16 protein-coding genes are annotated in these 24,026 nt (G+C 73.3%); 5 read left to right on the top strand and 11 right to left on the bottom strand.

Annotated elements, in window-relative coordinates; all coding sequences use genetic code 11:
• The 10 genes from ACWHYA_RS04455 to ACWHYA_RS04500 all read right to left on the bottom strand — a co-directional run bounded on the left by ACWHYA_RS04455 (position 1) and on the right by ACWHYA_RS04500 (position 15,157).
• On the bottom strand, positions 1–1,929 hold the full coding sequence (locus ACWHYA_RS04455; protein ID WP_425942901.1) for a hydantoinase B/oxoprolinase family protein: 1,929 nt from the start codon (positions 1,927–1,929) through the stop codon (positions 1–3).
• Entirely contained in the window at positions 1,926–4,160 is a 2,235-nt protein-coding gene (locus tag ACWHYA_RS04460) for a hydantoinase/oxoprolinase family protein (protein ID WP_425942900.1), read from the bottom strand. The genes ACWHYA_RS04455 and ACWHYA_RS04460 overlap by 4 nt, the downstream gene beginning before the upstream one ends.
• Before the next feature lie 157 nt (positions 4,161–4,317).
• Positions 4,318–5,367 (bottom strand): proline racemase family protein, encoded by a 1,050-nt coding sequence (locus ACWHYA_RS04465; RefSeq protein ID WP_425942899.1) that lies wholly within the window; start codon positions 5,365–5,367, stop codon positions 4,318–4,320.
• Positions 5,357–6,457 carry an alcohol dehydrogenase family protein gene (locus tag ACWHYA_RS04470; protein WP_425942898.1) on the bottom strand — a complete coding sequence of 367 codons (1,101 nt, stop codon included), beginning with the start codon at positions 6,455–6,457 and terminating at the stop codon, positions 5,357–5,359. Before ACWHYA_RS04470 ends, ACWHYA_RS04465 begins: the two co-directional genes overlap by 11 nt.
• A gap of 154 nt (positions 6,458–6,611) precedes the next feature.
• Positions 6,612–7,331, bottom strand: a complete 720-nt coding sequence (locus ACWHYA_RS04475; RefSeq protein ID WP_425942897.1) for an SRPBCC family protein — start codon at positions 7,329–7,331, stop codon at positions 6,612–6,614.
• Positions 7,332–7,349: 18 nt separating this feature from the next.
• Complete coding sequence (gene cutA / locus ACWHYA_RS04480) at positions 7,350–9,803, bottom strand: aerobic carbon-monoxide dehydrogenase large subunit (protein ID WP_425942896.1); 2,454 nt, start codon at positions 9,801–9,803, stop codon at positions 7,350–7,352.
• Positions 9,800–10,528 (bottom strand): (2Fe-2S)-binding protein, encoded by a 729-nt coding sequence (locus tag ACWHYA_RS04485; RefSeq protein ID WP_425942895.1) that lies wholly within the window; start codon positions 10,526–10,528, stop codon positions 9,800–9,802. Before ACWHYA_RS04485 ends, cutA begins: the two co-directional genes overlap by 4 nt.
• Complete coding sequence (locus ACWHYA_RS04490) at positions 10,525–11,496, bottom strand: FAD binding domain-containing protein (protein WP_425942894.1); 972 nt, start codon at positions 11,494–11,496, stop codon at positions 10,525–10,527. Before ACWHYA_RS04490 ends, ACWHYA_RS04485 begins: the two co-directional genes overlap by 4 nt.
• A gap of 204 nt (positions 11,497–11,700) precedes the next feature.
• A complete protein-coding gene (locus tag ACWHYA_RS04495; protein ID WP_425942893.1) occupies positions 11,701–13,251 on the bottom strand; it encodes a uracil-xanthine permease family protein in 1,551 nt (516 codons plus the stop codon).
• 295 nt (positions 13,252–13,546) lie between these two features.
• A complete protein-coding gene (locus tag ACWHYA_RS04500; RefSeq protein ID WP_425942892.1) occupies positions 13,547–15,157 on the bottom strand; it encodes a PucR family transcriptional regulator in 1,611 nt (536 codons plus the stop codon).
• Between the two features lie 110 nt (positions 15,158–15,267).
• Between ACWHYA_RS04500 and ACWHYA_RS04505 the strand changes: the two genes are divergently transcribed.
• The 5 genes from ACWHYA_RS04505 to ACWHYA_RS04525 all read left to right on the top strand — a co-directional run bounded on the left by ACWHYA_RS04505 (position 15,268) and on the right by ACWHYA_RS04525 (position 22,236).
• Positions 15,268–16,212 carry a DUF2877 domain-containing protein gene (locus tag ACWHYA_RS04505; protein ID WP_425942891.1) on the top strand — a complete coding sequence of 315 codons (945 nt, stop codon included), beginning with the start codon at positions 15,268–15,270 and terminating at the stop codon, positions 16,210–16,212.
• On the top strand, positions 16,209–17,765 hold the full coding sequence (locus tag ACWHYA_RS04510) for an FdrA family protein (protein ID WP_425942890.1): 1,557 nt from the start codon (positions 16,209–16,211) through the stop codon (positions 17,763–17,765). Before ACWHYA_RS04505 ends, ACWHYA_RS04510 begins: the two co-directional genes overlap by 4 nt.
• Positions 17,762–19,189 carry a YlbE family protein gene (locus tag ACWHYA_RS04515; protein WP_425942889.1) on the top strand — a complete coding sequence of 476 codons (1,428 nt, stop codon included), beginning with the start codon at positions 17,762–17,764 and terminating at the stop codon, positions 19,187–19,189. The genes ACWHYA_RS04510 and ACWHYA_RS04515 overlap by 4 nt, the downstream gene beginning before the upstream one ends.
• Before the next feature lie 159 nt (positions 19,190–19,348).
• Complete coding sequence (locus tag ACWHYA_RS04520) at positions 19,349–20,809, top strand: uracil-xanthine permease family protein (protein ID WP_425942888.1); 1,461 nt, start codon at positions 19,349–19,351, stop codon at positions 20,807–20,809.
• Positions 20,806–22,236, top strand: coding sequence for an amidase (locus ACWHYA_RS04525; RefSeq protein WP_425942887.1), 1,431 nt, complete (start codon positions 20,806–20,808; stop codon positions 22,234–22,236). The genes ACWHYA_RS04520 and ACWHYA_RS04525 overlap by 4 nt, the downstream gene beginning before the upstream one ends.
• Before the next feature lie 420 nt (positions 22,237–22,656).
• Here the strand turns inward: ACWHYA_RS04525 and ACWHYA_RS04530 are convergent, their stop codons facing one another.
• Positions 22,657–23,793, bottom strand: coding sequence for a barbiturase (locus ACWHYA_RS04530; protein WP_425942886.1), 1,137 nt, complete (start codon positions 23,791–23,793; stop codon positions 22,657–22,659).
• Positions 23,794–24,026 lie beyond the last annotated feature (233 nt).

Genomic DNA, 24,026 nt, shown 5'->3' on the forward strand with positions numbered 1-24,026 from the left:
TCAGAGCCAGTCGACGTCCGCCGAGGTGGCGCCGCCGGCCAGCTGGGCGTAACCCGGGCCGCGGTCGAAGAACGGCTCCTCGCCGCGCCCGGACCGCAGCCGCTCCCGCAGCTCCTCGGTGGCCTCCACGTCGACGACGGGCTCCTCCTTGGTGCCGGAGGCGACCACGCCGTAGTCCTCGCGGGCGCCCTCGAAGGAGACCTTGCCCCAGCGCAGGTCGCGCTCGACCTCCTCGACCGGGCGCTCCAGCGGGTCGCCCCAGCCGCCGCCGCCCGTGGTCCGGATCCGGATCACCTGGCCGGCCTTGACGGGCTCCGCGTCGGCGAGGGCGTCCACATACCGCTCGTCGGGGCCGCCGGGGTCGATGCACACCTCGAAGGGGTTGCCCGCCTTGCCGCCCTTGACGCCCCAGCAGGCCAGGATCGAACGGTCGGCGATGGACATGAAGTGCGCGTCCTTGAGCATCCGGATGTGTTTCTCGTAGCCCAGACCACCGCGGTAGCGGCCGGCGCCGCCGGAGTCGACGGCCAGGCCGAGGCGCTCGACGAGGAACGGGAAGCGCGACTCGGTGAACTCCGTCGGCAGGTTGCGCGAGTCCGGCACGACGTGGATGGTGTCCTCGCCGTCGGCGTAGTAGCGCCCGCCGGCGCCGCCGCCGAGCACCTCGCGCATGAGGTAGTCCTTGCCGTCGCGGTCCTTGCCGTAGACGCCGGTGTAGCGGATCGTCTCCTGGTCGGCCGGCATCCGGCCGTCGACCGCCTTGGCCAGCACGCCGGCGAGCACGCCGAGCAGACGCAGGATGACGAACGTCCGGGCGTTGGTCGGCGCCGGGAAGATCGGCGTGAGCAGGGTGCCCTTCTCCGGGAACTTCATCTCGATGAGCGGCACCACGCCCTCGTTGACGTCCAGCTCGCCCATCCGCTCGGGGGTGTCGGCCAGGTTGCGCAGGATCGGGGCCAGCCACTTCTTGAGGAAGTTGCCGTCGGCGTAGTCGCCGCAGTGGTTGATCGGGCCCTTGGCCTGCGGGGCGGTGCCGGTGAAGTCGATGGTGATCTTCGGCCCGCCGCCCGGCTCCGTGCCGGGACCGCCGGTGCTGGACTTGGTCAGCGTGATCCGCTGGGTGTGCAGCCTGGGCTCGTCGACGCCGTCGTGCTCGGCGTAGTCCTCCCAGACGTACTCCCCGTCGGGGATCTTGGAGAGGATCTCGCGCCGGTAGGTGTCGGTCGTCTTGTCGAGGATCGCCTGGAAGGCGCCCTCCACCGTCTCGCGGCCGTAGCGCTCGAACAGCTCGGTGAGCCGGGCCGCACCCATGAGGCAGGCCGAGCACTCGGCGTCCAGGTCGGCGGCCAGCGACTCGGGCATCCGTGAGTTGCGGGTCATGATCCGCAGCGCGGCCTCGTTGGGCACCCCCTGGTCCCACAGCTTGATCGGGGGGACCATGAGGCCCTCCTCGAAGACGCTGGTCGCGGCCGAGGGCATGGAGCCCGGGGTGGCTCCGCCGATGTCGTCGTGGTGGCCGAACGCCTGGACGAAGCAGACGACCTCGCCCTCGTGGAAGACCGGCACGGTGACGCACAGGTCGGGCAGGTGGCCGATGCCGCCCTCGGACTCGTAGACGTCGTTGTGGAAGAAGACGTCGCCGGGCCTCATCGTCTCCAGCGGGAAGTCGCGGGCGACGGGGTGCACGAGCGCGCTGTAGGAGCGTCCGGTCAGCTTGCGCAGCTGACGGTCGTGGATCCCGGCGCGGAAGTCGTGCGCGTCCCGGATCATCGGGCTGCGCGAGGTGCGGGCGATCGCGGTCTCGACCTCCATCTCGACCGAGGCCAGGGTGCCCTGGACGATCTCGACGACGATGGGGTCGACGGCCGGGGCGGTCCCGGCCGCGCCGGTGGCCGCGGTGGCGGGGGTCGTGGTGGTGGGGGTGCTCATGCCTGCTCCTCCTTGCTCTGCACGGCGGTCACGTAGGCGGTGGCGCTGGCCACCGCCGGCTGCGCGGCCGCGCGGGTGCCGGCGTCGTCGCCGCCCGGCTTGGTGATGACGAGGTTGCCCCAGGCGTCGACCCGGACGACGAAGCCCGGGTGGACGGGGACGGTGGAGCCGAACTCCTCGATGATGGCCGGCCCCTGGACCTCGTCGCCGTCGCGCAGGTCGGGTCGCCAGTAGACGGGGGTGTCGACGTAGCCGTCGGCCGCCTCGAAGCAGACCGGCCGGGTCGAGGTGCGGGCGCGCTCGGCGTCGGTGCCCTCACCGGTGCCGATCTCCGGGATGGACGGCCGCGTGATCGGGCCGACGCCGGTGACGCGCAGGTTGACCCACTCGACCTCCTGGCGGGCGTCGCCCCGGAAGTCGTAGCCGTACAGCGCCCGGTGGGCGTCGTGGAACGCGGCCGCGACCTGGTCCGCCGTCGCCGCGTCGAGGTCCTCGACCGGCACCGGCACCCGCACCTCGAACGCCTGGCCCACGTAGCGCAGGTCGGCCGTCCGCTGGAACTGGTGGTCCGCGCGCTCGAAGCCCTCGGCGTCCAGGGCGCGGGTCGCGCGGTCGGTAAGCTCTCCGTAGGTCCGGTTCAGCTGGCCCAGGTCGAGGTGGTCGTGCTTGGCGACCATCGTCTGCACGTAGTCGTTCTTGACGTCCACGGTGAGCAGGCCGAACGCCGAGACGTTGCCCGGGTTGAGCGGGACGATGACGCCGGCCAGGTCGAGGATGTCCACGAGCCGGCAGGCCAGCAGCGACCCGGACCCGCCGAAGGTGGCGAGCATGAAGTCGCGCACGTCCAGACCGCGCTTGACCGAGATCTGGCGCAGGGCGTTGGCCTGGTTCCAGGCGCTGATCTCCAGGATCCCGCTGGCCGCGTGCTCGACGTCCAGGCCGAGCGTGCCGGCGATCTCCTCCAGGCCGGTGCGCGCCGCGTCGGCGTCCAGGGGGATCTCACCGCCGAGGAGGTGCGGGGGTATGCGGCCGAGCAGCAGGTGCGCGTCCGTGATCGTGGGTGCACCGTCGGCGCCGCCGTTGCCGTAGCAGAGCGGACCCGGGTCGGCACCGGCCGACTGCGGGCCGACCTTCAACGACCCCTCCGGGGAGATCCAGGCGATGGAGCCACCGCCGGCGCCGACGGTGACGACGTCGATCATCGGGATCTTGGAGGGGTAGGCGCCCACGGACCCCTCGGTGGTGAGGGTCGGCTCGCCGGAGAGCACCACCGAGACGTCGGTGGAGGTGCCGCCACCGTCGCAGGTGAGGACCTTGTCGAAGCCGGCCAGCCCGGAGACCATGGCCGCGCCCAGGGCGCCGGCCGCGGGACCGGAGAGCACGGTCGTGATCGGCTGGTGGACGACCTCCTCGGCCGACAGCACCCCGCCGTTGGACTTCATGATGTAGAAGGGCATCGCCCGGGGAGCTCCGCCCCCCGCGGATTCCCCGGAACCCTCAGCGGGCGCCCCGGTGTAGGCGCGCAGCCGTTCGGAGATGTTAGAGACGTAGGCGCTGACCTTGGGCTTGACGGCGGCGTCGACGAGGGTGGTCATCGAGCGTTCGTACTCGCGGTACTCGCGCAGCACCTCGCTGGAGATGGAGACGACGACGTCGGGGTGCTCCTCGAGCAGGATCTCGCGCATGCGCTCCTCGTGCGAGGAGTTGGCGTAGGCGTGCAGGAAGTTCACGCCGAGGGTGTTGACGCCCTGCTCCTTGAACCACCGGGCGACCGCGCGGGCGCCGTCCTCGTCGAAGGGGCGCACCTCGTTGCCCTCGAAGTCCATCCGGCCGCCGACGGTCTTGACCAGGTCCGCCGGGACGATGCGCTCCGGCTTGACCCAGAAGTAGGAGTTGCCGTAGCCGTCCGGCACCGCCTGACGGGCGATCTCCAGGACGAACTCGTAGCCCTCGGTGGTGATGAAGCCCAGCCGGTCGAGCTTGCCCTCGAGCAGCTGGTTGGTGGCCACGGTGGTGCCGTGGGAGACGGCCGTGACGTCCGCACCGCTCGCCCCGAGCATCTCGAGCACCTTGTCGACGCCGTTGATGAAGCCGTCGGCCGGGTTGCTCGGCGTGGACGGGGTCTTCGTCGAGGTGATCGTGCCGGCGTCCTCGTCGAAGGCGACGACGTCGGTGAACGTCCCTCCGGTGTCGATGCCGATCCTGATCCGGCGGTTCGTCGTGGTGCTCATCCAGCTTCCCTTCGGGTGGAGGTGCCGCTCGGTCGGGTCGGGAGCCCTGCCGGCGCGCGTGCGTCTGGGTCGAAGTCAACCGTCCGGGGGCGGTCTTCTCCCCGGCAACATCTGACGACGAGTCACCGACGGTTCGGCAACAGTTGAGCGGTCTGCCTCAGCGGCCTGCGGTGCCGGTCAGCAGCTCCCAGATGCCCTCGGCCTCGGCGAGGTCGTCGTCGAGGTTCACCACGAGCTCGGTGACACCGAGGGTGAACGCACGGCCGGTGACGGTGGAGGTGGTGGCCTGGCGACCGTGCAGGGCGGAGCGCCCGACGATCTGGCCCTCCATCGTGGAACCGGTGGGCGAGATGCTGGTCACCCGGTCGCCCACGCCCAGCACGCCGTCGTCGGCCAGCAGCGCCAGCTGGGCCGCGGTGCCGGTCCCGGTGGGGCAGCGGCACACCACCCCGGGATGGACGTAGGTGACCGAGGGCATCTGCAGCCCGTGGTCGCCCTCGGTCAGGGGACCGGCCAGGTTCACGAAGGAGAGGGGGCCGGTGTCGCCGTGGTCGGGGTGCACGAGCTGCAGGTCCGGGGAGGCGACGAGGCACAGGGACAGGCCGAAGTCGGCCAGCGCCGGTCGCTCGGGCTCGCTGAGGGCGAAGCCGTGGGCCGCGGCGTCGACGACGGCGTAGAAGCAGCCCGACCAGACCACGTCGTAGGTGACCTGTCCGAACCCGGGCAGGTCGGCGGTGCGACCGCGCTCGAACACCCACGCGGTGTCGCAGGTGACCGTAACCGAGTGCACGTGCCGGCCGTCGTGCTCGACCTCGGCGCGGATGAGCCCCGCGGGCGCCTGCAGGTGCACCACCTGCCGTCCGGGCGGCCCCATCGGCAGGTACCCGCTCTCGAGCAGCGCCGTGGCCACGCAGATCGAGTTGGAGCCCGAGAAGAACGGGTACCCCATCGCCTCCATGATCACGTAGCCGGCCTCGGCCGGCGCCAGGTCGGTGTCCACCACCACGTTGGCGCACATCGCCGGTTCGCCGTAGGGCGGGGAGAGCAGCAGCCGACGCAGGGCGTCGCCGTCGGACTCCAGCCACGCCCGCTTGGCCAGCACGCTGTCGCCCGGGACGTGGGGTATGCCGCCCACGACGACGCGGCTGACGTCACCGCCGTAGTGGGTGTCGATGAGCTGGATGCGGTGGCGGTCCTCAGGCGGCATGGGGCGCCCCGACCTCGTCCCACCGGGCGTCGGGCACGACGACGAGGTTGCCCACGAAGCCCTTGGCCATGAACGCCCGCTGGGCGTCGTGGAACTCGCTCAGCCGGTAGGTGCCGGCGAGCAGCGGGCGGACGGCGCCGGACTCGATGTGGCCCAGGAGGCGCCGGAACGCGGCCCTCGTCCCCTGGGAGGAGCCGTGGAGCTCGAGGTGCTTGAGGTACATGGTGCGCAGGTCGAGCTGGACGACCGGGCCGGCGATGGCACCGGAGGTGGTGTAGCGACCCTCGGGGCGCAGGATGCGGAGCAGGTCGTTGAACAACTCGCCCGCGACGAGGTCGGCAACCACGTCGATGTCGGCACCCCCGGTGGCCTCGGCCACCGCGTCGACGAGGTCGCCCTCGCCGCGCAGCACCACGCCCTCGGCGCCGATGGCGCGCACCGCGTCGGCCTTGCCCGCGCTGGTGACCGCGTAGGGGATGGCGCCCCGGGCCCGGCACAGCTGGATGAGCCCGGAGCCGACGCCGCCGGAGGCGCCGGTGATGAGCACCCGCTCGCCCTCGGCCACGCGGGCCCGGTCGAGCATGTGCTCGCCGGTGAGGTAGGCGCAGCAGAACGTGGCCAGCTCGGCGTCGTCGAGGTCGCGGTGGACCACGTGGGCGTGGTCGGCGGGCACCACCTGGTACTCGGCGTAGCCCCCGTCCCGCCCGTGGCCGATGTAGTCGATGTCGGCGAGGCTGTCGTCCTCGCGGTTGTAGAGGGAGAAGTCGACCATCACCCGCTCGCCGACGCGGGCCCCGTCCACCCCGGCGCCCACGGCCACGACGCGGCCGACGCTGTCGGTGCCCTGGATGCGGGGGAACTCCAGCGTCGAGCGGCCCCGGCGCCAGGTCGACACCGCCGCCGGATCCTCCTCGAGGCCGTAGGCGCCCTGGCGCACCCACACGTCGGTGTTGTTCATCCCGCAGGCGCTGACCTCGAGCAGCACCTCCCCGGGACCTGGCTCGGGCACGGGCACGTCGTCCCGGTGCTCGAGCCGGTCGAGGCCGCCGTGGCCGGTGAGCACCACGGCCTGCATGGTGGCCGGGATCATCCGACCAGTGAACCAGACCAGGCCCCGGCCCGGGGTGAAACCGCAGCGCGTCCGCCGTGGAACCGTCCCGTCGCGCAGTCGATCGTGGCCCCATGAGGGGCACCGGTCGACTGCACCAGATTGTGGCCCGGACCTCGCCGCCCCCGACCCCGGGTCAGCGACGGCGCAGGCGTGCTCCCAGCGCGACGCCGACGAGGGCGATCGCGGCACCGGTCACCATCGGCACGAGCTGGCTGGCGCTCCCGGCCATGCCACCGCCGGCGAGCCCGGCCAGCTGACGACCGGCGGCTGCGCCGGGGCCACGCCCGACCGAGCCACCGCCCGCGTCCGAGCCGCTGCCGGCCACGGCCCCGCCGGCTTCCTGACCGCCGGCCCCCTGACCCTCCGCACCGGCCCCGGCAACGGACCCGCCGTCACCGTCCGCGGCGGCCGACCCACCACGGGCCAGGTCCTTGTCGATGTTGGTGAAGAACTGCGTCGCCAGCCGCTTGGCGACGGAGGACAGCATCCGCTGGCCGACCCCGCCGACCGGGCCGCCGACGGTGGCGTCGGCCGTCCAGTCGAGGTCGGTGCCCCCGTCGGCCGGGCTGAGCCGCACGAGCACGTCGGCGTTCACCGTGCCGGGGCCACCGGCGCCGGACAGGGACAGCACGAAGCTCTCCGGCTCGGTCTCCTGGGAGAACACGGCCTGCCCGTCGTACGTCCCCTTGATCGCCGCGACACCGGCGGTCACCGTCATCGCGAACGTCCCCGGCTCGATCTCGCGCAGGCTCTGCGCGCCGGGGAGGCTGCGCTCGAGCACGCCCGCGTCGTGGAAGGCCTCCCACGCGGTGGCCGGGTCGACGGACAGGTGGTTCTTGCCGGTGATCTGCATCGGGTCTCCTCGGGAAGGTCAGGCGTGGGGGGTGGCGGACGCGCCGGTGGGGGTGGCCCCGTCGGCCGCGGTGCTGCCGACGGTGGCGCCGTGGGTGCCGTGCTGACGCCGCAGCTCCCACAGGTCGTGCGGCGAGATGGGCATGCGGGTGATCGGGATGCCCTCGGCGTCCTCGATCGCCGAGGCGATGGCGGCCGAGGTGGGGATCGTGCCCGCCTCGCCGGCGCCCTTGATGCCCAGCGGGTTCAGCGGCGAGGGCGTCTCGAGGTGGTCGGTCTCGATGTGCGGCACCTCGGTGGCGAACGGCATGAGGAAGTCCATGAACGAGGCGTTCATCAGCTGCCCGTCCTCGCCGTAGGCCAGCTTCTCGTAGAGGGCCCCGCCGATCCCCTGGGCGACGCCGCCGTGGACCTGGCCCTCGACGATCATCGGGTTGAGCATCGGCCCGCAGTCGTGCACGACGCAGTAGCGCAGGACGGTGATGTCCGCGGTGTCCGGGTCGGTCTCCACGACGGCCGCGTGCATGCCGTTGGCGAAGGTCGTGCGCACGGGCGAGAAGAAGTCGCTCTCCTCCAGGCCGGGGTGCTCCTCGTCGGCGATCGGCGGCTTGCTCTCGTCCGCCTTGCCGCCGAACTGGGTCGCCGCCCGGGCCGTCTCGTCGAAGGCGTACCGCAGGGGGTTGGCCAGCACCGCCACCATGGGCAGCGGGATCTGCGAGGACGGTGCCCCCTTGACCCGCACGATCCCCTCGACGATCTCCAGGTCGTCGGGGTTGGCCTCCAGCGCGTCGGCGGCGATCTTCAGCGCCCGCTCCTTGACCTTGCGCGCGGTGAGCAGCAGCGCGTTGCCGCTCATCACCGCACCGCGCGAGCCCCACGTCCCGACCGAGTAGCTCATCCGCCGGGTGTCCCCCGTCGTGACGTGCACGTCCTCGACCTTGACGCCGAGCTCGTCGGCCACGATCTGGGCGAACACCGTCTGGTGCCCCTGGCCCTGCGTCGTCAGCCCGGTGGCCACGTTGACCCGGCCGTTGGTCTCGATCTCGATGTGGCCGCCCTCGTAGGGGCCGGCGCCCGTCCCCTCGACGTAGCACGCCATACCGATCCCGACCCGGCGCCCCTCCGCCCGCGCCTGCTCGCGGTAGGCCTCGAAGTCGTCCCAGCCCACGAGCGCCTTGAGCTTGTCCAGGCTGGTCGGGAAGTCGCCGGAGTCGTAGATCCCCATCCGGCCGTCCTGTAGCACCATCCCCAGGTCCCAGGGGAACTCCTCGGGCTGGATGAAGTTGACCGAGCGCACCTGCGCGCGGTCCTTGCCCAGGCTGCGCGCGACCGCGTCGATCGTGCGCTCCATGAGGTATGCCGCCTGCGGGCGCCCCGCGCCGCGGTAGGGGGTGACGATGACGGTGTTGGTGTAGAGGGAGGTGTAGGTCACCGAGAAGTTGCGCATCCGGTAGGGCCCCGGGATGTGGGTGGCGGTGTTGAGCGGGACGATGACGCCGTAGGGCAGGAAGGCCCCGTGGTCGTGCCACAGCTCGACCTCCAGGCCGAGGATCTGCCCGTCGTCGTCGAAGCCGACCCGCACGTGCTGCAGCTGCTGACGCTCGTGGGCCGAGGAGATGAAGTGCTCGCGGCGGTCCTCGACCCACTTGATCTGGGCCTGCAGGCGCATGGCCGCGGCGGCCACAGCGACGTCCTCGGGCCAGGGGTGGTTGATCTTCACGCCGAACCCGCCGCCCACGTCCGGGGCGACGACGTCGACGGCCGACAGCGGCAGGCCGAGCTTGGCGGCGAGCGCGGCGCGCAGGCCGGTCGAGGTCTGGGTCGAGGCGTGGACCTTCAGGCGGCCCTCCTCGGCGTCCCAGCGGGCCAGGATGCCCTTGCCCTCCATCGGCATGCAGGCGCTGCGCTCGATGTCCAGGTCCAGCTCGAGCACGTGCGGCGCCGCGGCGATCTGCCCGGGGGCGTCGCCGAGGTGCTGCTCGTAGTAGGCGCCGACGTTGCCCGGCGCCTCCTCGTGGACGAGGTGCTCGGCCGCGCGGGCGGCGGCGACGCCGACGACGGCGGGGCGCACGTCGTAGGTCACCCGGACCCGCTGGGCGGCGTCCTCGGCGACGTAGCGGTCGGTGGCCACGATCATCACGATCGGCTGGCCGACGTGGTGGACGGCGTCGCGGGCCAGCGCGTAACCGGTGACCGGCGCCTGGATGCTCGGGTGCGGGATGAGCATCGGCAGCGGCTCGGCGGCCGTGCCGGTCTCCTGCAGGTCCTCCCAGGTCCACACCGCGACGACGCCGTCGACGTCGAGGGCCCCGGTGACGTCGATGTCGACGATCCCGGCGTGCGCGTGCGGGCTGCGGACGAACGAGGCGGCCAGCGCCCCGTGGCCGAGGTCGTCGAGGTAGCGGCCGTCCCCGCGGACGAGGCGCGGGTCCTCCCGGCGCTGGACGCGCGAGCCCACGCTGCGCGTGCTCATGCCTGCTCCTCCCGGTCGGAGTGCTTCTCGGCCGGGTGGTCGACGGCGCCTCCGCGCTGGTCCTCGCCCGGCCCGTCGCCGGGGCCCCCGTGCTGGTCGTCCGGCCCGTCGCCGCGCCGCAGCTCGGCCGCGCGGCACACCGACTTCACGATGTTCTGGTACCCCGTGCAGCGGCACAGGTTGCCCGAGATCGCCTCTCGCGCCTCCTCGGGCGTGGGGTCGGGGTTCTCGTCGAGGTAGGCGGTGATCGTCGTGAGGAACCCTGGCGTGCAGAAGCCGCACTGCAGGCCGTGGCACTCGACGAACGCCTGCTGCACCGGGCCCAGCTCGCCGCCGGGGCCGCCGAGCCCCTCGACCGTGGTGATCTCCGAGCCCTGCGCGGTGACGGCGAACATCAGGCAGGCGCGGGCCGGCTGCCCGTCGAGCAGCACGGTGCAGGCGCCGCAGACCCCGTGCTCGCAGCCGACGTGCGTGCCGGTGAGGCCCAGGTCGTGCCGCAGCGCGTCGGACAGCAGCCGGCGGCCCGGGACCCGGACGTGGTGCTCGGCGCCGTTGACCCGCAGGTAGACGTCGAGCAGCTCCTCGGGCCTCGCGTTGCCGCCGGCCGGGTCGAAGGCCGCCCGGGGGACCGTGGTGACGACCCGTCCGCGGACCGTGTCGGACCGGTGGCTCTGGCCCTGGCTCTGGCTGGCGGTCGGACCGGGCGTCTGTGCGGGGGTGCTCATGCGCTGACCTCCTGGTCGGGGGCGGCGACGTCCAGGAGCGAGGACAGCAGCCGCTGGGTCTGGACGATCGCGAGATGACGGCGGTAGTCGGCCGAGGCGTGGATGTCGTCGACCGGGTCGACGTGGGCGGCGACGGCCTCGGCGACCGCGTCGGCCAACCCCGGGAGGTCCTCGGCCGAGGCGCCCCCGAGGACGGGGGTGAGGTCGAGCACGCCGGGGACCTCGGTCACCGAGACGTAGCCGGCGCGGGCCGAGCGGATCAGCCCCGGCCCACCAGCACCGGCGGGGCCGCCCGAGGGGCTCCCACCGTCCGCAGGACCTCCCGAGGAGCTGCCACCGTCCCCGTCCTCCCCGTCGACCTGCACGGCCAGCGCCACCCCGGCCAGCGCGTAGTCGCCGTGCCGCCGGGCGAGCTCGGTGAACCCGGTCCGCGTCCCGGCCGGGAACCGCCCGAACCTCGCCTCCACGGCGATCTCGTCGTCGGCCACGCACGACTCCATCGGCCCGACGAAGAACTCGCTGGCCGGCACGACCCGCTCCCCGCCGGCCGAGCGCAGCAGCACCGACCCGTCGGTCACCGCCAGGATCGCCGGCATCTCCCCAGAGGGGTCGGCGTGCACGATCGAGCCGACGGTCGTGCCCCGGTTTCGGATGGCCGGGTGGGCCACCCAGCTCAGCGCCTGGCGCAGCAGCGGCTGGGCGGTGCGCGCCGCGGAGTGCGACAGCAGGGAGGCGTGCCGCACGAGCGCGCCCACGACCACGGCGTCGTCCTCGACCCGCACGTGGTCCAGGCCGGGCACCCGGTTGAGGTCGACCAGGTGCCCCGGGCTGGCCAGGCGCATGTTGAGCACCGGCACGAGCGACTGCCCGCCGGCGAGCACCTTGGCCTCCGGGCCGAGCTCCGCGAGCAGGGCCAGGGCCTCGTCGAGGTCGGCCGGCGCGTGGTACTCGAAGGGTGCCGGTTTCATCGGTCGATCACCTGTTCCGTGTGCGTCGGTGCTGCGGTCGTCGGTGCTGTCTGCGTCGTCGGGTGCGGGGCCGTGGCTGCCGCTGCCGGGGACCGTGGACCCCGGTACGGTCCGGGGAGGCGAGGGTATGCGGTCGCCCGCGCCGCTGCATACCCCCTCCACGGGTGCGGGCCGGGTGCCCGTCGGCACCCGGCCCGTCCGGTGTCAGGGTCGGCGACCGCCGTCGTCCGGGCGGTCGAGCGGGTCGACCTCGGCCGGGCGCTCCTCCACGATGAGGTGACCCTCGGAGGTGCGGCCCAGGACCCGGTGGCCGTAGAGCCCGTAGTCGTCGGCCAGGCCGAGGTTCTCCAGGTTCTGGTTGCCGGGCGGGTCGGCGAAGGTCGCGGTGCCCAGCTGCTCGTCCTTCATCGAGGCCGGCATGAGCACGCGGACCAGGTGGTACGCCACGATCGTGACGATGGTGCCGAAGGCGATGCCCGCGAGGGCGAACGAGTCGCCGACCGCGAGCGAGGTGTCGCCGATGGCGATGATGATGCCCGCCGCGACGGGGACGAGGTTGATCGGCTTGGAGAAGTCGACCCGGTTCTCCACCCAGATCTTGGCGCCGAGCAGGCCGATCATGCCGTAGAGGACCACGGTGATCCCGCCGAGCACACCGCCGGGGACGGCGGAGACCAGGGCGCCGAACTTGGGCGAGAGGCCGAAGAGGATCGCCACCAGCGCCGCGACATAGTAGGCGGCGGTCGAGTAGACGCGGGTGGAGGCCATGACGCCGATGTTCTCGGCGTAGGTCGTGGTCGGCGAGCCACCGACGGACGTGGCCAGCATGGTGCCGATGCCGTCGGCGGCGACCGCGCGGCCCATGACCGGGTCGAGGTCGTGGCCGGTCATCTCGGCGACCGCCTTGACGTGGCCCACGTTCTCGGCGACGAGGGCGACGACGGCCGGGATCATCAGCAGCACGAAGGTCAGCTCGATGTCGGGCAGGTGCCAGCCGACGACACCGGCGGCGTTGTCGGTGGCCGGCGGGAGGCCGAACCACGGGGCGGCGACCACGCCGTCCCAGTTGACCCGGTTGTGCGTGTCGACCTCGCCGGTGCCGGCGTTGAACGCGGTGATCGGGCCGGTGAGGACGTCGGCCAGCCACGAGGCGACGTAGCCGAAGATCAGGCCCAGCAGGACCGAGACGCGGCCCCAGAACCCGGGCAGCACGGTGGCCAGCAGGATCGTCACGGTCATCGTGGCCAGCGCGATCCACTGGTCCTGCGGCCAGTAGATGTCCGCCACGACCGGGGCCAGGTTGAAGCCGATGAGCATGACGACCGCGCCGGTGACGACCGGGGGCAGGATCTTGGTCAGCGTCGCCGCACCCACGAAGTGGATGAAGATGCCCGTGAGGGTCAGCACGAAGCCGGCGACGAGGATCGCGCCGGTCACCTGCTGGGGGGTGCCGCCCTGGGCGACGACGGCGGCCACACCGCCGACGAAGGCGGCCGAGGTGCCCAGGTAGGAGGGCACCTTGCCCTGGACGATGAGCAGGAACGCGATCGTCGCGATACCGCTCATCATGATCGCGAGCTGGGGGTTCAGGCCCATGATCAGGGGGAAGACGAACGTGGCGCCGAACATGGCCACCACGTGCTGGGCCCCCAGACCGATCGTCTTGGGCCAGCTCAACCGCTCGTCCGGGGCGACGACCGCCCCGGGCCTGGGCGTGCTCCCGTCCCCGTGAAGCTTCCAACCGAATGCCGACACTGCCACTCCTTCGTCCGTGAGGCGGGTCACGGGCCACCGGCTCACCGGTGAGCACGCCTCTGTGACGCATGACACTAGGCGGGCGTGAGCCTCCGGAGAATCGGCACACGTTGACGTCTGCCTCGGGTGCTGTCGGGCACAGTCTGCCCGAGGGGTATGCGGCGCCGCCGCCGCCGCGCGGGCGTGCGGCTCAGGAGGGGGACGGGGGCACGCTCGGTGGTGGCCGGCTCGGTGGCGACCGGCTCGGTGGTCGGCTCGGTGGTGGTCGGATCGGGGGTGGTCGGGCTCGTTCGGCTCAGTGGTGGTCGAGCTGACGGGCCTGCAGGGCCAGCATGATGGCGAACCGCAGCCGGGGGTCGGTGATGAACGGGCCGAGCATCCGCTCGAGCTTGCCGATCCGGTAGCGCAGCGAGTTGTAGTGGAAGTGCAGCGCCCGGGCCGTCGAGGCGACGTTGAGGTTGTTGTCGAGGAGCACGGTCAGGGTCGTGCGCAGGTCCTCCGCGTCCTCGGAGAGGTCGTCGGCGAGCGGCCCCAGCGTCTCGGTGACGAAGCTGGCCAGCTCGTCCCGGTCCTCGACCTGGGAGAGCAGCCGGAAGACCCCCAGGGCGTCGAAGTGGGTGATCGCCCGGGCCCCGTGCAGCCGGCGGCCGACCTGGACGGCCTTGCGGGCCTCGGCGTAGGCGCGCGGCAGGTCCTCCAGCGCGGTGATGGTCCGCGAGACGCCCGTGGCGAAGGCGCGGCGGCCGCCCCCGCCCCGCCCGTGCACCTGACCGGCCATGAGCCGGACCCGCTCGGTGACGCCGGCGGGGTCCAGCTGCTCGGGGACGCCCAGGAGCACGACGACCTCCTGGCTGAACCCGGCGACGGCCGCCGTCTCGTCGTCGGCCCCGGCCACCCGTTCCCAGGCCGCCCGGAAGCGCTCCGGCAGCGTCCGCGACACGGGGTCGTCGTCCGGGGCCTCCTCGGCCTCGGCGACGACGACGGCCAGCGGGCGGCGCAGGTCCCAGCCCAGCTCGGCCGCGTGCGCCGCCACCCGTTCGGCGTCGCCGGCCCGGCCGAGGAGGGCGTCGCGCAGGAAGTCGGCGCGGTACTTGCCCTCGACCGCGGCCACCGCCTGCTGCTTGGTGATCGCCAGCGCGGCGGCCGTCGTGGCCTGACCGACCACGTGGTTGTCGTCGGCGGTGAAGGCGTCCTCCCGCAGCAGGACGAGCCGGCCCAGGTCGGTCCGGGCGCCCGTCACCCGGGCCACCAGCCGGTGCACCCCGTCGAAGCGGGCCGACACCCCGGGCACCTCGGTCTCCACCAGGAACCGGCCGGTCGGGTCGAAGCCGGGCAGGTCGGCCCACCGGGCGGGCAGGTCGCCGGCGTGGGCCAGCACCCGGCCGTCCATCGTCGTCACCAGCGCCGTGCGGGCCAGGTGGCGCACCACCCCCTGGCACACCTGGTCGAGGTCGCCGCCCGCGATGACCACGCCCACGAGGTCCTGCAGCACCTGCTCGGCCCGGGCGAGGGTGTCCGCGCGCCGGTTGATGACGATGGTGAGGACCTGGTTGATGACGTCGTCGAAACCGACGTCGCCCGGCAGCGTGAGCACCGGGAAGTCGCGGCGGTCGGCCTCGGCCAGCGCCTCGGCCGGCAGCTCGTCGACGTAGCGGGCCAGCTTGATCGCCAGCCCCGCCAGCCCGTGCTCGTCGAGGTCGGCGATCCAGGCGGCCATGTCCGTCTCGACGTGCGCCCGCAACGGGTACCCGGTCGTGAGCAGCAGCTCGCGCTCCCGGACCCACGGCAGCACGTCCGGGACCTCCATGACGTTGACGCTGCCCACCAGCCGGTCCAGCCCCTCCGCGCCGGCGAGCACCGTCGTGCCCTGCATGACGGGCAGCGTGAGCACCTCGCGGACGGACATGCCCGAAGGACCCGGGGAGGGCGATACGGGCGAGACTTGACGATCCATGCCCGGATCGTTGTCAGGAATGACCGGCAACGCAAGTGGCACGGCCTGAATATCGTGGCCGGATGCCGACCGTCAGCGCCAGCGCCGCCGTCGCGAGCGCCCCGACGCCGACCGCCGGCCCGGGCGTCCGCCCCGGTGCCACGGTGCCTGAGAGCCGGCCGGGGCAGGCCCTCCGCCCGGCCGCGGCGTCGACCCTGGCCCCCGGATGGCTGCACGGCCGGCCCGTCCCCGCGCGGGTCGTCGCGGTCTTCGACGTGGCCGTCTACCTGCACCGCGACGAGGACGTCCTCCCCCTGCTCGCCCCCGGGGCGCTCGCCCTGCCCGGCGGTCTGCGGGTCGCCGACCGCACCGACCTGGACGCCCTCCGGCTGACCGTCGGCGACGAGGTCACGGTGGGCGGCGGCCGGGTGCTGGCCCGCGACACCGGGCTGGTCGTCCGACGGACCTGGCGCCCCCAGCGGGTCCCGTCCCCCACGCTCTCCCCCGCCGCCCGGGCGACCGCCCTGTCCGCGCTGGCCGGTCGCACCGCGATCGAGGACGACCTCGGCCCCCTGCTGACGACCCTCGCGCAGGACGTCGCCCAGGACCTGGGACGCCCCGCCCACGACCTCGTCGGCCTCGGACCCGGCCTGACCCCCGCCGGTGACGACGTCCTCTGCGGCCTGCTGCTCGGCCTGCGCGCCACCGGCGCCGAGCACGAGCGCGCCACCCTCGAGCGGGCGCTCGCCCCCCTGCTGGGCCGCACGACCGCGCTGTCGGCCACCCTCCTTCGCCACGCCGCCGCCGGGTACGCCGTCCCGCCCGTCGTCGCGCTGCTCCGCGCCTGGCACGCCGGGGCCGACGAGCACCGGCAGGCGGCCCTCGCCGCCGAGGTGGCCGCCGTCGGCCACACCTCCGGCGCCGCCCTCCTGCTGGGCCTGGCCACGGTCCTGGCCACACCGCACACCCCCCTTGATGCAGCACCGGCCGTCGACCCGACGGCCGTCCCCACGAGAGGAACGTCGTGACTGACTCGGTCGAGATCCGTCGTGGTGCCTACCACGACTCCGTGACCCTCATGCAGGTGTCCCAGCGGGTGCGGACGGCACCCGGTGTGCAGGACGCGCTCATCGGCATGGGTACCGAGCTCAACCTCGGGCTCATGCGCGACGTCGGGTTCGACGTCCCCGCCGAGGCCGGCCCGAACGACCTGGTCGTCGCACTGCGCGGGGACGACGAGGACTCGGTCGCCGCCGGCCGGGCGATGCTGACGACCGTGCTGCAGGAGCTGCACGACCGCTCGCGCGCCCAGGGTTCGGCCACCGAGGTCGCCCCGAGGACCATCGGCTCGGCGGCCCGGCGCAGCTCCGCCGGGATCGCGCTGGTCAGCACGCCCGGGCAGTACGCCGCGCTCGACGCCCTGGACGCGGTGAACGCCGGGCTGTCGGTGATGCTCTTCAGCGACAACGTGCCGCTCGAGGAGGAGATCGCGCTGAAGGACGCGGCCGCCGACCGGGACGTGCTCGTCATGGGGCCTGACTGCGGGACGGCCGTGGTCAACGGGGCCGCAATGGGGTTCGCCAACGTCGTCCGGCCGGGGCGGATCGGCATGGTCGCCGCCTCCGGGACCGGTGCCCAGCAGGTGATGTCGCTCCTCGACCTGGCCGGCGAGGGGATCAGCCACTGCCTCGGCCTGGGCGGGCGCGACCTGTCCGCCGCGGTCGGGGGCCGCTCAGCGAAGCAGGCGCTCCGGGCGCTGTCGGCCGACGAGGCCACCGAGCACGTCGTCATCGTCTCCAAGCCGGCCGCCGAGGAGGTCGTCGGCGAGCTCGAGACGTTGGCCGCCGAGCTGGGGATCTCCGTCACCTGGGCGACGCTCGGGCGTGGCCGCCCCGACCTCACCGCGGCGACCGAGCAGACCCTGCGCGACGCGGGCGCGACGGTGCCGGACCCGTGGCCCTCCTGGGGGACCAAGGGGTATGCCGCCGCGCCCGGCGGCGGGTCCGCCGACCCCGGCGGTGCGCCGGCGAGCGGCGACGAGCCGGCCCAGAGCACCGGCGGCCACCTTCGTGGGCTCTTCTGCGGGGGCACCCTGGCCGACGAGGCCATGATCATCGCCGAGGACGCGCTCGGACCGATCGCCTCCAACATCCCGCTCGAGGGCGCCCCGCACGTCTCCGGGCACGACACGCTCACCGGTCACGCGGTCGTCGACTTCGGCGAGGACGAGATGACCCAGGGGCGGGCCCACCCGATGATCGACCCGTCGCTGCGGCTGGAGAGCATCCGGACCCAGGGCGCCGACCCCACCTGCGGGGTGCTGCTCCTCGACCTCGTGCTCGGCCACGGTGCCCACCCTGACCCGGCGGGCGACCTGGCCGCCGCGATCGCCGAGGCACGGGCCTCGGCCGAGGCCGACGGCCGGCAGCTGCCCGTCGTCGTCTCGCTCGTCGGCACCGAGTCCGACCCGCAGGGGCTGCAGCGCTGCGCCGAGGCGCTCGCCGCCGCCGGCGCCCAGGTCCTCACGTCCAACGCCGCCGCCACCCGCGCGGCGCTCGCCCACCTCGGAGGTACCCGATGACCACCCAGCACGACGCCCCGCTCCGCGGTCTGCTGCAGTCCGAGCCGTCCGTCGTCAGCGCCGGGGCCGAGCTGTTCGCCACCGCGCTGCGCGACCAGGTCGTCCCCGTGAGCGAGGTCGAGTGGCGGCCCCCGATGGAGGGCACCGCCGAGGCGCTGACCACCGTCCTGGCCGACCCGCGGCTGACCGAGGCCAACGCCCGGGCCCTGGAGCGGATCACCTCCGCCGAGGCCGAGCTGGTGCGGGTGGCCCCGGCCAGCGAGGTGCTCGGCCTGCAGCGGGGCGAGTTCCTGCACAGCGGTCCGCCGCTGACCTGGGAGCGCGCGTCCGGCCCGATGCGCGGCGCCCTCATCGGCGCGATGCTCTTCGAGGGCCTGGCGAGCACGCCGGAGGAGGCCGAGGAGAAGCTGGCCGGGCCCGACATCACCCTCGCGCCGTGCCACAGCCGTGGCGCGGTGGGCCCGATGGCCGGGGTCGTCTCCCCCTCGATGTGGGTCTTCGAGCTGCGGGACCCGGTGCACGGAAACGTGTCCCACTGCTCGCTCAACGAGGGCCTCGGCAAGGTGCTGCGCTACGGCGCCTACTCCGAGGAGGTCGTCACCCGCCTGGAGTGGATGCGCGACGTGCTCGGGCCGGTGCTGGCCGAGGCGGTCGAGCGGCACGGGCCGGTCGACATCAAGGCCTACCTCTCGCAGATGCTGCAGATGGGCGACGAGGGCCACAACCGCAACCGCAGCGCGACGCTGATGTTCCTGCGCGACCTGCTGCCGCACATCGTGGCCCAGGTGGGCGGACGCGACCAGGCGGACATCGCCGAGGTGTGCCGCTTCGTCGGCGCCAACGACCACTTCGCGCTGAACCTCGTCATGCCGGCCTGCAAGCTGGCGATGGCCGCCGCGAAGGACGTCCCCGGCTCCTCGGTCGTGGTGACGATGGCGCGCAACGGCACCGACTTCGGCATCCAGCTGGCCGGCACCGGCGACGAGTGGTTCACCGCGCCGGCCGACACGCCGCAGGGGTTGTTCCTGGGGTCGTTCGGCCCGGAGGACGCCAACCCCGACATCGGCGACTCGGCGATCACCGAGACCGCCGGGATGGGCGGCTTCGTCATGGCGGCCGCCCCGGCCATCGTGCGGCTCGTGGGCGGCGACGTCGACTTCGCGCTGACGACCACCCGGACGATGTACGAGATCACCCTCGGCGAGCACCCCTCCCTGCAGGTCCCCATCCTGGAGTTCCGCGGCGCCCCGATCGGCATCGACGCCGTCGCCGTCGCCCGCACCGGCGTCCTGCCGCAGATCAACACCGGCATGGCCGGCAAGGTCCCCGGCACCGGCCAGGTCGGCGCCGGCCTGGTCAACCCGCCCGCCGACGTGTTCGTCCAGGCGCTGACCGCCCTGGCCGCGCGGGTACCCTCCGCCTGAGCCCGGACCCGCGCGCCGGAGGTACCCGCCCCCGGCGCGCGGCCGCATACCCCCTGCTCCGCACCCCACCGACCGACGCAGGCTCACCGCACCCGCGACCCGCACCCTCCGCACACCCCACCCCGTCCCGCGCGACGACGCCGTCCCGAGAGGCCCTCCGTGTCCACGACCGCCCCCTCCCCCGTCCGCTACGGGCTCGACGACCGGCCGCCGCTGAGGCGCGCCGTGCCGCTGGGCCTGCAGCACGTCATGGTCATGATGGCCAGCAACGTGACCATCCCGGTCATCCTGGCCACCGCCATCGGCGCCAGCCCCGAGGACACCGCCTTCCTCGTCCAGGTCGCGCTGCTCGTGGCCGGCATCTCCACGCTCGTGCAGACGATGGGCATCGGCCCCGTCGGCGCGCGCCTGCCGATCGTGCAGGGCACCAGCTTCGGCTTCCTCGTCGTCTCCATCCCGCTGGCCCAGCAGTACGGCCTCGCGGCGGTCTTCGGCGGCGCGCTGTTCGCCGGGGTCGTGCAGGTCCTCTTCGGCGCCGTGTTCAGCCGGATCCGCCGGTTCTTCCCGCCGATCGTGGCCGGCATCGTCGTGCTCGTCATCGGCATCGGCCTCATCCCCACCGGGATCACCCTGTTCGCCGGCGGCGCCGGTGCCGAGGACCTGGGGTCACTGCGCAACTTCGGCGTGGCCACCTTCGTGCTCGTGGCGATCCTGCTGCTCTACCGGTTCGGGCGCGGGTTCGTCGGCGCCGCCGCGGTGCTCATCGGCATCGTCGCGGGGTATGCCGTCGCCTCCGCCCTCGGGATGGTCGACTGGGGGCGGGTGGGCTCGGCGGCGTGGTTCTCCGTGCCGCAGCCGCTGCAGTTCGGGCTGGAGTTCCCCGCCGCGGCGCTGATCGCCATGGGTGCGATGGCCGTGGCCACCTCGATCGAGACCGTGGGCGACATCTCGGCGCTGACCAAGGCCGGCGACCAGCGGCAGCCGACGACGCAGGAGATGCGCGGCGGCCTCATGGGCGACGGTGTCGGGACGGCACTCGCGGCGCTGTTCAGCGCCCTGCCGAACACCTCGTTCTCGCAGAACGTCGGGCTCGTCGCCTTCACCGGCGTGATGAGCCGCTTCGTCGTGACGGTCGGGGCGGTCTTCCTCGTGCTGTCCGGGTTCGTGCCCAAGCTGGCGATGATCATCGCGGTCATCCCGGCCTCGGTCATCGGCGGCGCGGCGGTGGTGATGTTCGGGATGATCATCTCCGCGGGCATCAGCCTGCTGACCACCCGGCCGCTGACCCAGAACGACCTCATCATCATCGCCGTCTCGGTGGTCGTCGGGCAGGGCTTCGCCTGGCGGCCGGAGATCGCGGCCAACCTGCCGGAGAACGTGGCGGCACTGATGACCTCGGGCATCGTGCCGGCCGCGGCGATCGCGATCGTGCTGTACTCGATGAAGCCGAAGGAGGAGCGGCTGCTCGACGTGGACATGCCGCTGGCCGGGCAGTTCGCCGAGGACCAGGAGAGTTGGGACGGACGCGGGCCGGGTGAGGGTCCGGGCGCCGGGACGAGCGGGGCTGCGACCGAGCGTCCGGCACCGCCCCGCACCACCACCGAGGAGGACGACCGATGACCGGCACCGCCCTGCACGAGCTCGGGCTCGTCGAGCTGCGCGACCTGCTGCACTCCCGCGAGGTCGGCACCCGCGAGGTCGTCGAGGAGCACCTGGCCCGGATCGAGGCGGTGAACCCGGTCGTCAACGCGGTCGTCACCATCGAGGCCGAGCGGGCCCTGGCGGCCGCCGACGAGGCCGACCGCACCGCAGCCGGCGGGGGCGCGCTCGCGCCGCTGCACGGCATACCGATGACGCACAAGGACACCCTGGCCACCCGCGGGATCAGGACCACCATGGGCTCGCCCGTGCTGGCCGACCAGGTGCCGGAGCACACCGACCTCATCGTCCAGCGGCTGTGGGACGCCGGGGTGATCGCGACCGGGAAGAACAACGTGCCCGAGTTCGCCGCCGGGTCGCACACCTTCAACCCGCTGTTCGGGGCGACCGGGAACCCGTACGACACCGAGCGGTCCGTCGGCGGGTCCTCCGGCGGGGCGGCGGCGGCGCTGGCCACCCGGATCCAGGCGCTGGCCGACGGGTCCGACATGGGTGGGTCGCTGCGCAACCCCGCCGCCTGGTGCAACGTGGTGGGGCTGCGGCCCAGCCCCGGGGTCGTGCCGATGGTGCCGGCGCCGAACCCGGACGCCACGCTGAGCCGCAACGGGCTGATGGCCCGGTCGGTCGACGACCTGGCGCTGGGGATGTCCGTGGTCGCCGGTCCGCACCCGGGCAGCTCGCTGGCCAGCCGGGTGCCGGGGAGCGCGTTCGCGGCGCTGCTCGACGACGAGGGGCCGGCCGACCTGTCGGGCGTGCGGGTGGGTGTGAGCCTCGACCTGGGCGTGGGCGTGCCGGTGGCCCCCGAGGTCCGGCGCGCCGTGCTCGAGCAGGCCGAGGTGCTGGCCTCGCTGGGCGCGACCGTGGAGGAGTCGGCGCCGCGGTTGGTCGACGCCGACGAGGTGTTCGACGTGACCCGGGCCTTCGACATGGCCACCGGGCTGCGGCGGATCGTGCGCGAGCACCTGGACGACGGGATGGTCAAGGAGGACGTCGTCTGGAACGTCCGGCGCGGCCTGGAGCTGGGCGCGGAGCAGCTGATGTCCGCCGCCGAGGCCCGGGGCCGGCTGGACGCCGCAGTGCGCGAGTGGTTCGACGGCTGGGACCTGCTGCTCACCCCCACGGTGCAGGTCATGCCGTTCCCGACCGAGAAGAAGTGGCCCCGCGAGATCGACGGGGTGACGCTGGAGACCTATGTCGAGTGGATGCGCTCGTGCTCGGTGATCTCGGCCACCCGGTGCCCGGCGGTGTCGGTGCCCGGCGGGTTCGTCGAGGGCCTGCCGGTGGGGCTGCAGCTCGTGGGGGCGCCGTGGTCGGACGACCGGCTGCTGCGGCTGACGAGGGTGTACGAGCGGGCGACGAGGTTCGTGGAGCAGGCGCCGCAGGTGTGAGCGGGGCCGCCCGGACATTGCGTTGCCCGGCACTCTTAGCCGGTTCTTCACCGGCGCGACGGCGTTTTCACTGGTCGCGACCCGGGCACCTGTCAAGAACCGGCTGAGAGTGGGTCGTCGGCCAGGCGCCGAGCCCCCGTCCCGCGAGGTGTCGTCCGGTTTGCCCGCCTGTGGCAGAGCGTGACCTGCGGAAACGTGATCGGCCCTCGAGCAAACTGGACGAGACCCCTGCTCGGACCGGACGACACCCCCCGCCACGTGACCGTGACCGGCGGGCAGGCCCTCCCCCCGGACCGGACACGGCAGCGCCCCCGCACCGGACGGTGCGGGGGCGCTGCTGCGGCCGGCTCAGCCCCGGGCCTCGGTTGGGGCTCGGTCGGGCGGCCGCCCGCGAGCTTGGTCGGGCGACACCCCGGGACCTCAGTCGGCCGGCGGCACGTAGCCCGTCGGCTCCTCACCCAGGTCGACGATCGCGGCCACGGGGCCGCCACCCTCGGGGCCCTGGTGGGCGGCCGACACCGACACGAACACGGCCGGGTCGCCGGTCACGGCCGCGGTCACGCCGCCGACGGCCGCCTTGATCTGGCGGTGCCAGTGCACGTCGGAGTCGTCGAGCATGGCGTTGCGGCGGCCCAGGACCTTGCCGTCGCCGCTGGTCTCGCACTTGAGGAAGACGTTGACGAGCCGGCCCTGGATGTCGTCGCGGTGCGGGCGGTCGGGCAGCTCGAGCCCGGCGTCCTTGATCGCGTTCCAGATGCCGTCCTGGTCGAGCGCGTGCTCCATCACCGAGTGGCCGATGCGGTAGCGGCCGCCGACCCCCCGGGCGTTGCCGACCACGACCACCTGGGCCCGGTCCAGCTCGACGCCGGAGGAGCACGAGGCGACCGCGGAGTACTTGCTGCGGGCCTTCATGATGTCCGCGTCGGACAGGTCGGTGACCTCACCGAGCGCCTTGGCGATCCCGAGCCCGGTGGTCCCGTTCGAGACGTCCATCGAGGTCAGCGTGTCGTCGGTGAACACGTCCTCGCCCCGGCTGTGCGCGTCGCGGATCGTGTCGATCGTCAGCAGCGGCGTCTTGGTCTGCACGTAGTGCACGTCGGCGGTGTCGGTGATGCCGGCCTTCTCCATCGCGACCTTCACCGCGTCGGCGACCTTGTCGACCATGCCCATGTGGCCGATCTCCTCGGGCAGGATCGGCTCGCTCATCGCCATGCCGACGGTCAGCCGCGGCTCGTCGGTGGCCTCGACGGTGGAGGGGTCGACGGTGGAGAAGATCGTCGCGTGCGGGCTGATGACGCCGTCGGTGCCACCGGACCAGACGATCGGGATCTGCTTGACCTTCTCCTGGTCGACGCCACGGGCCATCAGCGCCTCGCGGAAGGCCCGGTCGGCGATGATGCGGGTGTAGTCGTTCACCCCGCCGTTGCCCTCGGTCTTGCCGATGATGGCCAGGACCCGGTCGGCCTCCAGCACGCCGTCGTCGAGCAGCCGGGTGAACTCGGTGGCGTCGCTCACGGAGTGGATCGGGACCTTGCGTACCTCGATGGGGTCGGGCATGACCTCACACCTTCCTCGTTGACGGGTCGGACGGGTGCCGGACCGACCGCGGACGCGACCGTCGCGCACATGGACGACGGACCGCGGGGTATGCAGCACCGCTGCACCCCAGGCTAGGGCGGCACGGCCGGGGGCCCGTGGGCAAGACTTGCCAGAAATGCGGCGGGAACCCGATGACACCTTGCGCGCGCGGTCCCGTCGGCCCACCTGCTTGGGTGGGACCAGACCCGTGA

Source organism: Ornithinimicrobium carbonis (assembly GCF_977012275.1).

What these genes read in the sequence shown, in the direction of transcription:
- ACWHYA_RS04470 (WP_425942898.1), bottom strand. Translation starts at nt 6,457, where the DNA reads ATGATCCCGGCCACCATGCAGGCCGTGGTGCTCACCGGCCACGGCGGC.
- ACWHYA_RS04515 (WP_425942889.1), top strand. Translation starts at nt 17,762, where the DNA reads ATGACCACCCAGCACGACGCCCCGCTCCGCGGTCTGCTGCAGTCCGAG.
- ACWHYA_RS04505 (WP_425942891.1), top strand. Translation starts at nt 15,268, where the DNA reads ATGCCGACCGTCAGCGCCAGCGCCGCCGTCGCGAGCGCCCCGACGCCG.
- ACWHYA_RS04530 (WP_425942886.1), bottom strand. Translation starts at nt 23,793, where the DNA reads ATGCCCGACCCCATCGAGGTACGCAAGGTCCCGATCCACTCCGTGAGC.
- ACWHYA_RS04460 (WP_425942900.1), bottom strand. Translation starts at nt 4,160, where the DNA reads ATGAGCACCACGACGAACCGCCGGATCAGGATCGGCATCGACACCGGA.
- ACWHYA_RS04490 (WP_425942894.1), bottom strand. Translation starts at nt 11,496, where the DNA reads ATGAAACCGGCACCCTTCGAGTACCACGCGCCGGCCGACCTCGACGAG.
- ACWHYA_RS04525 (WP_425942887.1), top strand. Translation starts at nt 20,806, where the DNA reads ATGACCGGCACCGCCCTGCACGAGCTCGGGCTCGTCGAGCTGCGCGAC.
- ACWHYA_RS04475 (WP_425942897.1), bottom strand. Translation starts at nt 7,331, where the DNA reads ATGCAGATCACCGGCAAGAACCACCTGTCCGTCGACCCGGCCACCGCG.
- ACWHYA_RS04485 (WP_425942895.1), bottom strand. Translation starts at nt 10,528, where the DNA reads ATGAGCACCCCCGCACAGACGCCCGGTCCGACCGCCAGCCAGAGCCAG.
- cutA (WP_425942896.1), bottom strand. Translation starts at nt 9,803, where the DNA reads ATGAGCACGCGCAGCGTGGGCTCGCGCGTCCAGCGCCGGGAGGACCCG.
- ACWHYA_RS04465 (WP_425942899.1), bottom strand. Translation starts at nt 5,367, where the DNA reads ATGCCGCCTGAGGACCGCCACCGCATCCAGCTCATCGACACCCACTAC.
- ACWHYA_RS04500 (WP_425942892.1), bottom strand. Translation starts at nt 15,157, where the DNA reads ATGTCCGTCCGCGAGGTGCTCACGCTGCCCGTCATGCAGGGCACGACG.
- ACWHYA_RS04455 (WP_425942901.1), bottom strand. Translation starts at nt 1,929, where the DNA reads ATGAGCACCCCCACCACCACGACCCCCGCCACCGCGGCCACCGGCGCG.